At 46.6% G+C, this 15,432-nt stretch carries 12 protein-coding genes; 7 read left to right on the plus strand and 5 right to left on the minus strand.

Annotated features, from left to right (window positions below):
• Positions 1–110: 110 nt before the first annotated feature.
• Positions 111–884 carry a helix-turn-helix transcriptional regulator gene (locus PQG66_RS06270; protein ID WP_272036221.1) on the minus strand — a complete coding sequence of 258 codons (774 nt, stop codon included), beginning with the start codon at positions 882–884 and terminating at the stop codon, positions 111–113.
• A 145-nt stretch (positions 885–1,029) separates the two neighbouring features.
• On the opposite strand from PQG66_RS06270, the gene PQG66_RS06275 reads away from it, so the two are divergent.
• Entirely contained in the window at positions 1,030–2,451 is a 1,422-nt protein-coding gene (locus PQG66_RS06275) for a family 43 glycosylhydrolase (protein WP_272036223.1), read from the plus strand.
• Positions 2,452–2,548: 97 nt separating this feature from the next.
• Here PQG66_RS06275 and PQG66_RS06280 read toward each other — a convergent pair whose 3' ends face one another.
• On the minus strand, positions 2,549–3,451 hold the full coding sequence (locus PQG66_RS06280; RefSeq protein WP_272036225.1) for a helix-turn-helix domain-containing protein: 903 nt from the start codon (positions 3,449–3,451) through the stop codon (positions 2,549–2,551).
• A 183-nt stretch (positions 3,452–3,634) separates the two neighbouring features.
• Here PQG66_RS06280 and PQG66_RS06285 point away from each other — a divergent pair, with 183 nt between their 5' ends.
• From PQG66_RS06285 to PQG66_RS06300, 4 genes are all read left to right on the plus strand, one after another.
• Positions 3,635–4,510, plus strand: coding sequence for a fumarylacetoacetate hydrolase family protein (locus PQG66_RS06285; RefSeq protein WP_272036227.1), 876 nt, complete (start codon positions 3,635–3,637; stop codon positions 4,508–4,510).
• A 62-nt stretch (positions 4,511–4,572) separates the two neighbouring features.
• Positions 4,573–6,039, plus strand: coding sequence for an alpha-ketoglutaric semialdehyde dehydrogenase GucD (gucD, locus tag PQG66_RS06290; protein ID WP_272036229.1), 1,467 nt, complete (start codon positions 4,573–4,575; stop codon positions 6,037–6,039).
• A gap of 17 nt (positions 6,040–6,056) precedes the next feature.
• Positions 6,057–8,096, plus strand: coding sequence for a YjhG/YagF family D-xylonate dehydratase (locus PQG66_RS06295; protein ID WP_272036231.1), 2,040 nt, complete (start codon positions 6,057–6,059; stop codon positions 8,094–8,096).
• Between the two features lie 87 nt (positions 8,097–8,183).
• Positions 8,184–9,776 (plus strand): glycoside hydrolase family 43 protein, encoded by a 1,593-nt coding sequence (locus tag PQG66_RS06300; protein ID WP_272036233.1) that lies wholly within the window; start codon positions 8,184–8,186, stop codon positions 9,774–9,776.
• Between the two features lie 84 nt (positions 9,777–9,860).
• Here the strand turns inward: PQG66_RS06300 and PQG66_RS06305 are convergent, their stop codons facing one another.
• On the minus strand, positions 9,861–11,429 hold the full coding sequence (locus PQG66_RS06305; RefSeq protein WP_272036236.1) for an FAD-dependent monooxygenase: 1,569 nt from the start codon (positions 11,427–11,429) through the stop codon (positions 9,861–9,863).
• Positions 11,430–11,550: 121 nt separating this feature from the next.
• Between PQG66_RS06305 and PQG66_RS06310 the strand changes: the two genes are divergently transcribed.
• Positions 11,551–12,213: a TetR/AcrR family transcriptional regulator gene (locus PQG66_RS06310; RefSeq protein WP_272036238.1), complete on the plus strand. Its 663-nt coding sequence runs from the start codon at positions 11,551–11,553 to the stop codon at positions 12,211–12,213.
• A gap of 220 nt (positions 12,214–12,433) precedes the next feature.
• Here PQG66_RS06310 and PQG66_RS06315 read toward each other — a convergent pair whose 3' ends face one another.
• Positions 12,434–13,324, minus strand: coding sequence for a LysR family transcriptional regulator (locus tag PQG66_RS06315; RefSeq protein ID WP_272036240.1), 891 nt, complete (start codon positions 13,322–13,324; stop codon positions 12,434–12,436).
• A 119-nt stretch (positions 13,325–13,443) separates the two neighbouring features.
• On the opposite strand from PQG66_RS06315, the gene PQG66_RS06320 reads away from it, so the two are divergent.
• A complete protein-coding gene (locus tag PQG66_RS06320; RefSeq protein ID WP_272036242.1) occupies positions 13,444–14,601 on the plus strand; it encodes an MFS transporter in 1,158 nt (385 codons plus the stop codon).
• Positions 14,602–14,815: 214 nt separating this feature from the next.
• On the opposite strand, the gene PQG66_RS06325 is transcribed toward PQG66_RS06320, so the two are convergent.
• The gene (locus PQG66_RS06325) at positions 14,816–15,040 is read right to left on the minus strand and encodes a hypothetical protein (protein ID WP_272036244.1); all 225 of its coding nucleotides are present in this window, start codon (positions 15,038–15,040) and stop codon (positions 14,816–14,818) included.
• Between the last annotated feature and the right edge of the window lie 392 nt (positions 15,041–15,432).

Here is a 15,432-nt window from a genome sequence, read left to right on the forward strand (position 1 = left end):
AGGATTGATCAATAAAGAGACAGCATACATCATTGTTTCCATCGAACCCAAACCTTAAATTTATTAGAAAGATATACGCTAATTCATCTCAAGCTGCATCACATCTTAGATTATTTCGAAAAATGAATCTGTTGCTTATATCGCTTAGGTGATACTCCAGTGATTTTCTTGAACTGCCGGCAAAAATGCTCCACATTGCGGTATCCGCATCTGTCAGCAATTTCAACGACCGTATAGTGATAATGCCTAAGATATTCCTGTGCCAAACGAATTCGACTGTCGATCACATCATCCATGCACGACACACCAAAGGACCGCTTATAAATGGATTGCAAGTACCCCGGACTGATATTCAACGTCTTTGCCATTTCAGCAACAGTCCATGGGTTACTCGGATCATTATGGATTGCTGTCCGGAGTTTCATGAGAGGATAATGCTGTGGGCTGATACTTTCTCGGACACAAGATTCTAGCATCTTATTGAAAAGGGTTCGAAGTAAATAATCGATCGATGATTCATAGTATTCGTTTTGAAAAGAATGCTCCGTGACAAGTAATTGAAACAGCTTGTGACAGTATTCTGGATCGTTTAGGGCGAATGGCTCGCCCAGCGGTAAGGAAGTTGCCGTAATATATAACTCGTCCGTTTGAAAACGAATCCAATCATTCACATATCGATCCGCACAAGCGCGGTAATATATTTTGTGATGAGGCGGATAGAGTACAGCACAATATGGCGGATATTCTTTCAGTTCACCATCGATCCAGAATAGAGCAGGACTCTGTGTAATCACTAACAACCAGCAGTCATGACCTTCTGGAATATCAAAAACAAAGGAACTGTGATGAGCGGCATCATACTCAACGTAGAATATGGTATTCATTGTTTATCACCTACTAGAATGTCATCGATTGTAAACGCTCTTATCAAGGCGCAACTCTTCTATATTATACGAGAGTTATTATCAGCACAACAGCACAAACTGTCTTCCGAATTAGATAAAACACTACATAAGGGGTGCTTAAAGAATGAAAAAACAAGGTCTAAATCCTTATCTACCTTCATGGGAGTACGTACCCGATGGGGAGCCGTATGTATTTAACGACAGAGTGTACGTCTATGGTTCACATGATCGTTTTAACGGACATGTGTTTTGCTTGAACGACTATGTATGTTGGTCTGCTCCGGTGGATGACCTTGGGAATTGGCGGAATGAGGGTGTAATTTACCGCAAAACGGGTGATCCGTTGAACCCGGATGGAGATATGTGTCTCTATGCTCCCGATGTCACTTTGGGGCCAGATGGTCGTTATTATCTATACTACGTGCTGGATAAAGTCCCAGTGGTATCGGTAGCCGTGTGTGATCAGCCTGCTGGTAAATATGAATTCTATGGTTATGTAAAATACACAGACGGTACCCGGCTTGGAGAACGAGAAGGGGATGAGCCGCAATTTGATCCCGGTGTGATGACAGAAGGTCAGCTTACTTATCTGTATACCGGATTTTGCGCACCAGGCGACCGCTCCAGACATGGTGCGATGGTAACCGTACTCGACGCTGACATGCTGACCATTCTGGAAGAACCCGCGTTTGTAGCACCAAGTCAGCCATATAGTGATGGCAGCGGATTTGAGGGACATGAATTTTTTGAAGCCCCGTCCATTCGTAAAAGAGGAGAAATGTACTATCTAATCTATTCCTCCGTCGTGATGCATGAATTATGTTACGCTACCAGCACATCTCCAACTCGAGGATTTGAATATCGAGGTGTTATTGTAAGCAACTGTGATATGCATATGGATACGTACAAACCTGCAGACAAACCCATGTATTATGGTGGCAATAACCATGGCAGCATCGTTGAGATCAACCGGGACTGGTATATATTTTATCATCGACATACGAATGGAGATGCATTTAACCGTCAGGGGTGCATGGAAATGATCTCATTTCATAAAGACGGATCAATTCCTCAGGTAGAAATGACTTCCTGCGGACCGAATGGTCAACCTCTTGAAGGAAAAGGAGAGCACCCTGCTTATCTGGCATGTAATCTTTTCACCTCAGAAGACCAACAGTACACGGGTGGCTTCGGTGCAGGTACATGGTTGGACAGCCGTTTTCCGATAATCACTCAGGACGGCAGGGACGGCGACGAAGAAACCGGATATATTGCCAATATGGTTGAATCTGCCACTGCCGGTTTTAAATACTTCGATTGTAACGGCATTCAACGGGTCACAATTAAGGTACGTGGATACTGTAACGGGTACTTTGAGGTGAAAACTTCTTGGGATGGTCCCGTTCTGGGAACAATACCAGTACACTTCACCAATGTATGGAAAACGTATACCTCATCAATAAGCATACCGGACGGTAAACAGGCTTTGTATTTCACATACCAGGGAATGGGTAGCGCAAGCCTGGCTTCCTTTATACTGGAATAACTAACAGAAGCAGCCACGAGTGATATTAATCACCTCTGAGCTGCTTTTTTACGTGAAATAGTGCTCATCGCAAAACATCCGTTTGCTCCACATCATGTCAATTACGGGTTACGGGATGCTGGGCACCCAATCGAAACTCACTTGGCGCGATTCCTGTCCAACGTTTGAATTGACGGCTGAAATGAGCATTGGTCTTATAGCCGAGCATCATGGCAATATGATCAACGTTCAGATCGGTCTGTTGTAACAAACGCTGCGCTTCGTTCAGAAGAGTTTCAGATAAATATTTTCGCGGTGCCCGACCATAAACTTCTCGAAAGATTCGGTTAACTTGGGACGTACTCATACACAGCGATTTGGCAATATCCTGAATCCAGGTTCGGTTACTTTCTTGAATCTCACCATGAAGATGGATATATCTTACCGAATCCTCAATGTGCTCAGCGATTTGGTGAGCAATTTCTTCTTTTCTGGACAATGGAATAGATGCATTCTGGGATAACTGTCCAACCAGAGAACCGAGCAACTCAAATACAGCGGCATGCACCTTCATCTGCTTGGAAGAGGATAAGGAATCGGACAAGTGCTCCGTAGCCAAGTCATATAAAGTAGACAAAACAGGGGATATTGCACTTACCATGCTTGAGTCAGCCGGGTAATAGGGATCTTTGGAGCGATTGAGTTCCCTACAGAAGGAGGTATCATGTACGCTGAAGTGAACCGAAAAATAGGTGAACCCTTTCGGACCCGCGCCCGTGCAGGAATGCGTCATCCCTGGCCGGATGAACAGAAGATCCCCCTTGGACTGATGGTATAGCTTACCATTAATCAACATGCTCATCTGACCTTCCATCATCCAGTGAATTTCATACATGGAATGTTCGTGGGATGGATACGTCCAGTTCGAATCTGCTTTTCTGGCATGCAATCCCATTAATTGAAACGACATGCGAACATCCGGTAGTCGGCCTACATATACGGCTTCTGAATGCTTGGTCACGGCAATTCAACTCCTTGTCATGTTTCGTTATGAACGATTCGTTGAACTTATACCCTCATCTTAACAGAAAAACAATGCGTGAAAAGGGTAAATCATCAGAGTGATTAGCACATCGTCATGAGGCATACACTCATGCTAAGGTAAACTTATCAACCCGAAGGGGAAAACAGGGGGCAAGCTTATATGCGAATTATTCGATTTCTGGATCGAGGACAGAAATGGCTGGCAGCCGTAACGGATGATGAACAAGTCTATCGTTTGCCGCAGGCCGATTTCATGACTTTAATCTATCAAGCAAGAGAGCAGGGATTAACTCCGCTAGAACTTGTTGAAAGCGCTTTTAAATCAGCAAACAAACTGACGAATGATTGGACAACTCTGCATATTGTGAATCCAATTGAAGCACCGGAAGTCTGGGCAGCAGGTGTGACTTACCAACGGAGCCGGGAAGCACGCAACTATGAAGCTACGGATGGCAAACTGGATGCAAGTACCTTTTACGATAAAGTGTACGATGCAGAGCGTCCGGAGATTTTCTTCAAATCCACAGCAGCACGAACGATCGGTCCGAATGAACCCGTCACGCTCCGTACGGATTCCCGTTGGCAGATTCCAGAACCTGAGCTTGGGCTAGTGCTTGCCGCCGATGCGAGCATTGTGGGGTATATTGTGGGCAATGACATGAGTTGCCGGGACATTGAAGGGGAGAACCCACTGTATCTGCCACAAGCCAAAATATGGCGCAATTCGTGCTCCATCGGTCCAGCGATTCGACTGGCGGAAACGGTACATAACCCATATGACCTCAACATCGTATGTGAGATCTACCGTGATGGGGAAGTGGTTGTAAAAAGTGAGGCCAGTACGGGGGAGTTAAACCGGAAGCTGGATGAACTGGTTTCCTTTTTGGCAAGAGATAATGATCTGTTTGACGGCACGGTACTGCTGACAGGCACCAATATTGTACCCCCCAATGATTTTACACTGGCCCCGGGAGACCGAATTGAAATATCAATCAGCAGCATTGGTACACTTGTGAATCCGGTCATTTCAAACTAGTTTCTTACTATTTGAATCTTACCGATTCAAGCTGAAATTCAATAATAGAGAGGATGAAAGCGATGAGCGCTTTTCAGTTAGAGCAGACCTATAACAATTATATTAACGGCGAATGGGTGAAAGCAGCGTCCGACAAAACAGAACCCAGCCTCAATCCCGCGAATCGAAATGAGATCGTAGGTCACGTGCCTGCCTCTGGCGTGGAGGACCTGAATCATGCTGTAGCAGCTGCCAAAACAGCAGCAAAGTCTTGGCGGAGTTTAACGGGTGCAGAACGTGGCAACTATCTTTTTCAAGCGGCAAATGCACTCGAACGCCGAGCGGATGAAGTAGCTGAAGCGATGACAAGAGAGATGGGTAAAACTTTCCCGGAAGCCAAAGGAGAAACGATGCGCGGCGTGGCAATCTTGAGATACTACGCTGGAGAAGGCATGCGCAAAACGGGTGATGTCATTCCGTCCACGGATCGCGAAGCATTGATGTTCACCACTCGTGTACCGCTTGGTGTTGTAGGCGTTATTGCACCTTGGAATTTCCCGGTCGCCATTCCGATCTGGAAGACAGCACCTGCACTGATCTATGGGAATACGGTTGTTCTGAAGCCGGCTCAGGAAACAGCTGTTACAGCAGCGAAAGTATTAGAATGTTTCGAAGAAGCGGGTCTCCCGGCAGGGGTCCTTAATCTGGTATGCGGCAAAGGCTCAGTCATCGGTTCCGCACTGGCTGAACATCCAGATGTGAACGGAATTACGTTTACAGGCTCGAATGAAGTTGGCAAACGAGTGGGAGCTGCTGCACTTGCACGCGGAGCCAAATATCAGCTTGAAATGGGCGGCAAAAACCCGGTTATCATCGCAGCAGACGCTGATCTGGATCTGGCTGTAGAGGGGACCATCAGCGGCGGTCTGAAATCAACGGGTCAAAAATGTACGGCCACTAGCCGCGTTATTATTGAAAGAAAAGTATATGATGCATTCAAAGAAAAACTCCTGTCGCAAATTGAGGGAATTCGGTTGGGTGACGGCATGTCTGCTGGAAGCTGGATGGGTCCATGTGCAAGTGAAGCTCAGCTTGACACGGTACTCAGCTATATCCAAAAAGGATTGGATGAAGGTGCAGTACTGCTGGCTGGAGGAAACAGACCGGACAATCCTGAGCTTGCAGAAGGCTTTTATGTACAGCCAACGGTATTTGAAGGTGTGGAATCCCATATGTCGATAGCTAGGGAAGAAATATTTGGCCCAGTACTCGCCTTAATGCCTGTAGATTCCATTGAAGAAGCGATAGCGCTGGCTAATGATAGTGACTATGGATTAAGTGCCTCCATCTATACGCAAAATGTCGGGTCCATGCTTACGTTTATCAAGGACATGGATGCCGGACTTGTGAGAATTAATGCAGAAACAGCTGGTGTTGAGCTACAGGCTCCATTCGGTGGGATGAAAATGTCCAGTTCCCATTCCAGAGAGCAGGGACAAGCGGCTGTTGAATTTTTCACCGCGATCAAAACAGTCTTTGTCAAGTCTTAAACTGCAGGGAGGGTCTCATGTACGAACAGATCGAGTCGATTATGGGAGAAAATGAGTCTGTATCAGGGGGAAAAACATCCGATTCGGGTGAAAAGGCTTCGGATCTGAGTCAGAAGCAGTCTGACCTTTTCAAAATTACAGCTCATGCTCCAGGAGTATCAGGACGTCTGCCTTTAACGGATGATTTACTACGAAACGCTCCGAGCGGTGACTTGTTCGGCATGTCTCAGAATGTGGGTATGGGCTGGAAGCCAGGAGATTTGAACGGAAAACAGTATCTGATCCTAAGTACGCAGGGCGGAATCCGGAATGAAGATGGCAGTCCTGCAGCGCTTGGTTATCACACAGGTCATTGGGAAGTAGGACTTCTGATGAAGGCAGCAGCAGAAGAGTTCTCCAGCCGAGGAGGCATCCCGTTTGCCGGTTATGTCAGCGATCCTTGCGATGGTCGGTCACAAGGAACGACAGGCATGTTCGACTCACTTCCGTACCGAAATGATGCTGCAATGGTCTTTCGCAGATTGATTCGATCCCTGCCTACACGAAAAGGTGTACTCGGTGTAGCCACATGTGATAAGGGGCTGCCCGCCATGATGATTGCCCTCGCAGGTATGCCGCATCTGCCAGGCGTGATCGTTCCGGGCGGTGTGACACTTCCGCCTACCGATGGGGAGGACGCAGGTAAAATTCAGACCATCGGTGCCAGATACGCCAATGGAGAGTTGTCCCTTGAAATGGCTTCAGAGTTAGGATGCAGGGCTTGCGCTACACCAGGCGGGGGATGCCAGTTTCTCGGGACTGCGGCAACCGCCCAAGTTGTGGCTGAGGCCTTGGGCATGACAGTGCCTCATGCCGCGCTGGCCCCTTCGGGGCAGCCCATCTGGATGGAGATGGCAAGGCAATCTGCACGGGCACTGATTAGCATGGAGAGCCAAGGTATGAGTATGGCCGACATTGTTACCGATGCCTCCATACGGAATGCTATGGTCGTGCATGCGGCCTTCGGCGGATCGACCAATCTGCTGCTCCATATCCCTGCGATTGCTCATGCGGCTGGTTTGACACTACCTGATGTGCAGGACTGGATTGAGGTCAATAAACATGTTCCAAGACTGGTCAGTGCATTGCCGAACGGTCCTATCTATTACCCGACCATTCGGGTTTTCCAAGCTGGGGGTGTACCCGAGGTCATGCTTCATCTTAGACGCCTTGGCTTGTTGGATGAATCTGTAATGACAGTAACAGGCGCGTCTTTGGGTCACGTACTGGATTGGTGGGAGTCGTCCGAACGTCGTCAAATGATGCGGAAGCAGCTTCAGGAAAAGGACGGAATTGATCCGGACAGCGTCATTATGAATGCAGAGCAGTCCCAGCGTCTCGGAATCTCTTCGACGGTGACATTTCCTACAGGAAATATTGCTCCAGAAGGCTCCGTTATCAAATCCACATCAATTGACCCGGATGTTCTGGATGCAGATGGTGTATACCGTCATCGGGGAACAGCGAAGGTGTTTACTACCGAACGTGAAGCCATCCGTGCAATCAAGACAGGCGTAATCGTAGCAGGTGACATCATCGTGCTGCTTGGGCGCGGTCCTTCGGGAACCGGTATGGAGGAGACGTATCAGCTTACTTCTGCACTCAAACATCTTTCATTTGGAAAATACGTTTCACTCATCACCGATGCCCGATTCTCTGGTGTCTCTACCGGAGCATGTATTGGTCATGTTGGTCCAGAAGGGCTGGCAGGAGGGCCGATCGGCAAGCTGCGAGACGGTGATCTGATTGACATCGTCGTGGATCGAAACACGCTGGATGGAAGCATTAACTTTGTGGGTGAGGTAGGGATGGAGGTTTCCCCTGAGGAAGGTGCCTTTATTCTGGCCCAGAGGCCGTTTCACCCAGATATGCAGCCAGATGAAGCATTGCCAGATGATACACGCTTATGGGCGGCGCTGCAATCTGTTAGTGGAGGCACGTGGAGAGGCAACGTGTACGATGTTGAACGGATTATCACTGCGCTGGAAGCTGGTAAAAAAGCGCTCGGTTGGTTATGAAAAGAGACACTTGGAATACTGGCACCAAATTCGCTGACTCATCTGTACCGATGTACGTTTATTACTTTTTACCGGAGGTTTCTTTACATGACTACGATCAATCACATGATCACGAATCCTGTTCTCCCCGGTTTTCATCCCGATCCCTCCATATGCCGGGCAGGGGAGGATTATTATATCGCCACATCCACCTTCGAGTGGTTCCCTGGTGTACGCATTCACCACTCCAGAGATCTGGTTCACTGGCGGGCGCTGCCTTCACCGCTGACTCGAATCTCTCAGTTAAACATGAAGGGAAATATTAATTCAGGTGGCGTATGGGCTCCTTGTCTCAGTTATGATGACGGTTTGTTTTATCTCATATATACCGATGTGAAGAGCAGGGTAGGGGCTTTCAAAGATACTCACAATTATCTTGTGACAGCAACGGATATCGAAGGGCCTTGGTCCGATCCGATCTATTTGAACAGCAGCGGTTTTGATCCATCCTTGTTCCACGATGAAGATGGGCGCAAATGGTTGGTCAACATGATCTGGGACCACCGCAAAGGCAAAAATCGCTTTGCAGGCATTGTTCTGCAGGAATTTTCGGTTCAGGAACAAAAGCTGGTCGGACCCGCAATTAACATTTTCAAAGGAACGGAACTTGGGCTGACCGAAGCGCCGCATCTATATAAACACAATGGCTACTACTATCTGGTTACAGCTGAAGGCGGAACCGGTTATGAGCATGCCGTTACGGTTGCCCGTTCTCGTACGTTACAAGGTCCCTATGAAGTTGATCCGAGCAATCCGATACTCACTTCACAAGGGAGGGCGGATTTGGACCTGCAAAAAGCTGGACACGGAAGTCTCGTTATGACGCACACGGGCGAATGGTACATGGCACACCTGGTGGGAAGACCCGTTCAGGGCAAACATTGCATCCTGGGGCGTGAGACAGCACTACAACGCTGTGCTTGGAGTGAAGACGGTTGGCTGAGACTTGCGAGTGGGGATCGATATCCAGAATTACAGGTGGAAGGCCCAAAGCTTGAATTACATCCATTCGAACCACCAATGGAGATGGATCATTTTGAAGAGACAGAGCTTCGGCACGACTGGAATACCCTTCGTATCCCGCCTGACCCGACCTGGGTTACTCTGACGGAACGCCCCGGTTACCTACGTCTGTATGGATTGGAGTCGATGAGTTCAACACACCACCAAAGCATGCTTGCTCGCAGACTACAGGCTTTCGAGTGTGAAGCTGAGACGTGTCTGGAATTCGAGCCAGATCATCCCCAGCAGATGGCAGGACTGATTCTCTATTACGACACTCAGGACTATCTGTACCTTAGAGTGACGTATCATGAAGAAAAAGGACTGTGCCTAGGCATCATTCAGTCTAGATATGGGGTGTATGATGAGCTCTTGGAAGAAGATATTCCATTGCAGCAGGGTAATCGGATTCATCTCAAAGCGGTTATTGATCATGATCGTGCGTGCTTTTACTATACGTTAAAAGATAACCTATCATCGTGGATTCAGGTTGGTGAGTGGACGGATATTACGCATCTATGTGATGAATCGCCCGAATACATTCGGTTTACGGGAACCTACATTGGTCTTTGTGTTCAGGATCTCGGTGGAAGCCGCAAACATGCCGATTTTGATTATTTTCGTTATACACTGTCGTAAAGAATGAAGAAGATGGCTCCTGATTGTCGGGGGCCATCTTTAGGTTGAGCATTAGGAGCTTGCACCGGATAACTTGCTAATAAATTAGTTCGTATGATAAATAGAGTTGAGGTACTGCATAATCCATGCGCTGTCCTCCATGGGAATGCGTAGTGCGATGTAACCGTCGGGACGAATTAATATAAGCGTTTCGCGTGTAACATCGTAGATCCGATAGGCATTTCCTGCCGTGTCGATTATGCTCTCTGTCCCCTCCGCATGTGATGGCATAATGCAATGCACATGGAGTTCGTCTGAGATGAATTCCTGCAAAGACGGGTGATCTGTGCGGTCTACAAAGGCCAGAAGAGTCCAGTGCGTGCCGCGTAACAGGTCAAAAAGACTCCCGTTGAATTCTGCACCTTGCAGGCCCTTGGCATCCGGAGCACGATCTCCGGGTAGTGAACGAGTAGAGCTGGTTTGAACAGAAGGACGCGTAAGAGAACTGGACCGATAGGAAACAAGCAGCCCACTCGTCAGATCATCGGATATGGTGCTTAAGGATTGAGATAAGGCAGCATGTTCGGTTGCAGTCCCTATAATCGTTCCCATCTTGTTTGTGCTGTCCTCAAGTACGGCTTGAGCCACGAGACGACGTTCTTCATCATAGGTGTCAAGCAAGGCGGTATTCGCTCCGCGTAGAACAGATGCTAGCTTCCATCCCAGGTTGTATGCATCCTGTATCCCCGTATTCATGCCTTGCCCGCCTGCAGGCGAGTGAACATGAGCGGCATCGCCAGCGAGGAAAACCCGGCCTACACGGTAAGATTCCACCATGCGAACGTTGATACGGTAGATGGACAGCCAGGAGGCTTCTATGAGCTGAACATATCCAGCACCTGCCCGCCTTTCAAACATGGTCTGGTACACTTCTAGCGACGGAATTTCCGGTTCAATGATATGTGGTGGAATGGTAGCTTGCAGTTGCCAAATATTAGAATTCGGTAATGGTGTTACCCCGAGCATCCCCTCAGGAGAAGTCCAGATATGGATATGATCACGATCCAATCCTTCCAATCGTACGTCACCAAGATACCACCGCTCCTGGTCGTGTGTCTTCCCAACCAGTGGCAGATGAATAAACTTACGGATATTACTCTTGCCACCATCAGCACCAACTACATAACGAGCACGAATTAGCTCTTCTCCTTGTGGTGTATGAACGGTTACTTGTACATCTTCCAAGTCCTGAACAAGTCCTATGGCTTCCACCCCTAGGTCAATTTTACCGCCAAGCATCACATATCGGTCACGTAGAGCCTTCTCCACATCGAATTGAGCAATCCAGACCGGATCCGGGTAAGATGATCCAAGTTCAGCACTAGCTGTGACGGTAATAGAAGGCTTATCTAGACTTCTGCCATCCTCTGTATAGTAACGAACAGGTAAATCTACGACACCTATGTCCATAATGTAACGAATTGCCTCCAAATCATCGACTACTTCAAGTGAACGAGGCTGAATTCCTTTGGCACGAGATGCTGTGTTATACAAGGTGCTTCGTTCAATAATGCGATGGTTTACGTTTCGGCGAGCAAGATCGCAGGCAAGTGTAAGCCCTGTTGGTCCTGCCCCAACAATAAGAACATCAACATAGGACTCCGGCGTTTTCATGAATAGATTCCTCCTTGAACATGGGAAGATGTAGGTTACAATAACTACACTACACCGTACAGTGTAGTTTGTAAAGTGGAACTCATTTTTGATAGTATACCTATAGGGGGGGAAGCTTAGGATGGATAAGATGGATAATACAGAAGACAAAAAAATCCGCAAAGGCTCTTCTGAAAAAAGAGCTAGCATTATTGCGGCAGCACGAGAATTATTTCTAACAGATGGGTTTGATCGTTCTAGCGTTGATGCGGTCGCAGCAAAAGCAGGAGTTTCCAAAAGGACCGTTTATGATTATTTTGGTGAAAAACAGAACTTACTGGTTACTGTTGTGGAAGAAACCAGCCGGGCAGTTCTAGACATGATCGATCAGGCGATATCAGATTACCTCTGGGAATTCGAGGACCTAGAGCAGGCTCTTATCATGTTCTGTGAACAATTCGCAGCTTCTGCGAACGGTTCTTCTGATTACAGTGCTCTGATCCGTTTAACTACGGTAGAAGCCGCCAATTTGCCTGTCTCGTTTTTAGAAAAGCTCGACAGCGCAACGGAAGAGGGGATCATCAAGAGGTTTACCGAGTTTGGTCAAGCCGGACTGCTGGATGTGCCCAATCCTGAAATGGCTGCAAAACACTTCGCTGCATTAACGTTCTTATTGGTATTTAATCAGCGCACTTCGCAGAATGAACAAATCAAACAGATCATCTCTGGAGGGGTACAAGTCTTCCTTCGTGCTTACGGACACCCCAACATACATACCAGAAAAAATGTTGATACGGAGGGTTAACTTTGTATCAACATTTTGTTGAAGGGCATGTAGAGTACACTGTATAACAGTTCGATATAAGTTAAGGAATTACATTTGCGAGCAAGCGTGGTGGAATGCCGAATAAAATAATTATCCCATTAGAAACAGAATTAATTAGACTCGCAGACTTGGCTAAGGCTAAAGCTAATGCTATCGCGTATTGAAACCACGTCCCAGCTGATCAGGGGAATGCAGCATCTCATTCTGCTCTGGATTTGAAAAATTCAATCAGCCAGGCTGACAACTGTTGCTGTGCTTTGCTGATAAATCGGTCTGCATAGTATGTCAGTTCCATGTGGCGAACAGGTACAGGTCCGGCAATCGGTATCGTTACGATATCTTCCCATCCCGGATGCTGCTTCAACAACCCTCTCGGCTGTATAGTGACACCTATGCCAGCAGCAACAAGCTGCAGCAGCGAGGAGGCGGACCCTGCCTCCATAACGGTCGCTAATTCCAAGCCCTGTTCCCGGAATACTTCATCTACCAAGTCTCTGCCGATATATCCTTTCGGATACATAACCAGAGCAAGCTGTGTCAATTCTTCGAGGGTGATTTCTCGTCTCTTCGCCAGCTCACTTGATGAGTGAACAAACACTTCATAAGGCTCACTTCCCAGTGGAATCTGAACTAGCCGTTTATCTACAGGACCACGCAGCCCAACACCAAGATCCACTTTATGGGCCAGAACTTCGTCTCTCACATAGATCGTTGAGAATGCCTGTAGTTTGGTGTCAGGGTACAACGTTTTGAATTCAACAAAGAGCGGAACGAGCTGAAAATCAAGATCAGAGGGCAGTACAGCCAGCCGAACCGTTCCACGCTTTTCCGATAACAACTCTTTAATCGCATTTTTTGCATCTAGTTCAGCTTGAAGCATTTTCATACCATATTGATGAAGTAGTCTCCCAGCTTCAGTTGCCACGACTTTTTTGCCAATCCGGTCGAACAGGGGCATACCCACTTCTGCCTCAAGAAGACGAATCTGCTGGCTCAGCGTGGGCTGGGAAATGCCCAAATTCTCGGCAGCCTTCGTGAAATGAAGATACTCATAAACAGCCATGAAATAGGTGATATTCCGGGTATCCATTTTTTCTCCTTCATAAACGATAGTATTTTACTATCATAATAATATTAATTATTGGATTGATCAATGAATAGGGCAAATGTATACTCGAAGTTACTTCAATAAGAATGAGGAGGGGGAGAATGGTGAAAAAATCATTCTATGCATTGGCTCTATTTCTCGCGGCATTGAACTTGCGTCCGATCATTACCTCCGCGGCATCCATGATCGGTGTAATACAATCCGAGTTAGGTATAAGCGCATTGACAGCCAGTCTTTTAACAACACTGCCTGTCCTGTGTATGGGAGTTTTTGCGCCTGTAGCCACGAGGCTCAATCAGCGGTTAGGTCTGGAAAGAACTCTTTTCATATCGCTGCTTCTCATCACGTTGGCCACTGCACTTCGCGCTGTCGATGTGACGGTTACCATACTGCTTGCTACAGCTTTGGTAGGTGGAATCGGCATCAGTTTTGCTGGCCCACTGTTATCCAGCTTTATCAAAAAGTATTTTCCAGGTAGTCCCGGTATGGTTAGTATCTACTCTGTCTCCATGACAGTTGGAGCCGCACTGGCTTCAGGATTGACCGTTCCCATCTATAATCAGAGTAAACATAATTTTTTACTCGCTCTATCCTGCTGGGCTGTGCTGGGAGTTGTGGCTCTGATCTTCTGGATCGCGTTCATTCGAAAAAGACAAACTTCTGGGAGTACAACCCAACGTCTCCGATTGCCGCTGGGGAACAAAAAGGCAATTCAAATCACTTTATTCTTTGGCTTTATGTCCAGCATGTTTTACAGCTTGACTGCCTGGATATCCCCAATTGCTCTAAGCTTTGGTTATAGTTCGCAATATTCAGCGATGCTTCTTACTCTGTTTACACTGATTCAAGTACCTGTCGCGCTGCTTATTCCGAACCTAGTCAATCGATCAGGGAAGCTTAAAATGTGGCTGGTTTTGTGCAGTGTGTCTGAACTTATAGGTCTCGCATTACTGTTGTCACCTGTTCCAATGCTGCCAGCTGTACTTTTTCTGGGTATAGGTGCAGGTGGATTATTTCCTCTGGCTCTAATGCTGCCTATAGTGGAAACAGATACGGTTGAGGAGGCGGGGACCTGGGCCGCAATGTCACAGATGGGGGGATACACCATGGGGGCTTTCGGGCCGCTAGTCATCGGGTGGATCTTCGATCTCAGTGGACATTTTAACGCTTCGATTATTGCGATGCTGGTGATTGTTGTACTTATGATCAGTGTCCAGCTATCGATATCTATGGGAAGAAAAGCTGCAGAAGGATCTTAAGAAACGTAAAAGAAGCAAGAAATTACAATGCGCGGTATTCGGCTTTAATCTGCATAACAGCCTGAATCACCGCAGGTTATCGTAAGGGAATGACTTGCGGTGTACAGGTTAACCAAAGGGCAGCTGCTGCCTAAACTAAACCATTATCGTTATATAGACATGTATAATATAGTCTCTTATTTATGTAATTATTTACTCGAAACTTGTAACAATTCTATTGTTTTCTGGCCTTCATAATTGCTTTCCCTATCGTAAATACGAAGAAAATAAGAACGTACAAAAAGATGAGAGAACTTCCTATCACGCCTACCCCTGCCCAGACTCCAGCTTCAAATATTTCTATTAAAGAAGTCGGATTAGAAATAAGCTTAATCAAAATATTCAATACATAGATAACTGCTGTTGTTATCGCAGCGTCTTTTAAAGTTTTTTTAAACATGATAATTCCCCTCTACTATGGATTCTATTAATTATTACACTAATCTGCTATCCCTTAAATCCGTTCTGGAAAACAAACGTATAGTCAGTCTACAACAGGTTGTGGTGAGAATTCCACTTCATCAGAGTTTTTCGAGAGATTACGAGTCATAAACAAAGTTCGATTACAAAGATATCGTTTTGAACAAGTGGATTGGTAAAAAAAGTAGAAAATAACCTTTATCTTACCCCGCATTTGAAGTAGGATATATAATCATGTTCTTCAATGTTCTGTGTTTTAAGAAAGGAAAGTTACAATGATGACAATCATTTATTCAACTATTACACTAGTCTTACTGTATTTCATTATTAACACAATCGTTCATTCAAGCTTTACCCACCGAACAGCACATC

Origin of the sequence: Paenibacillus sp. JJ-100, from assembly GCF_948329825.1 — a bacterium.
In the GTDB taxonomy this organism is placed as follows: domain Bacteria; phylum Bacillota; class Bacilli; order Paenibacillales; family Paenibacillaceae; genus Paenibacillus.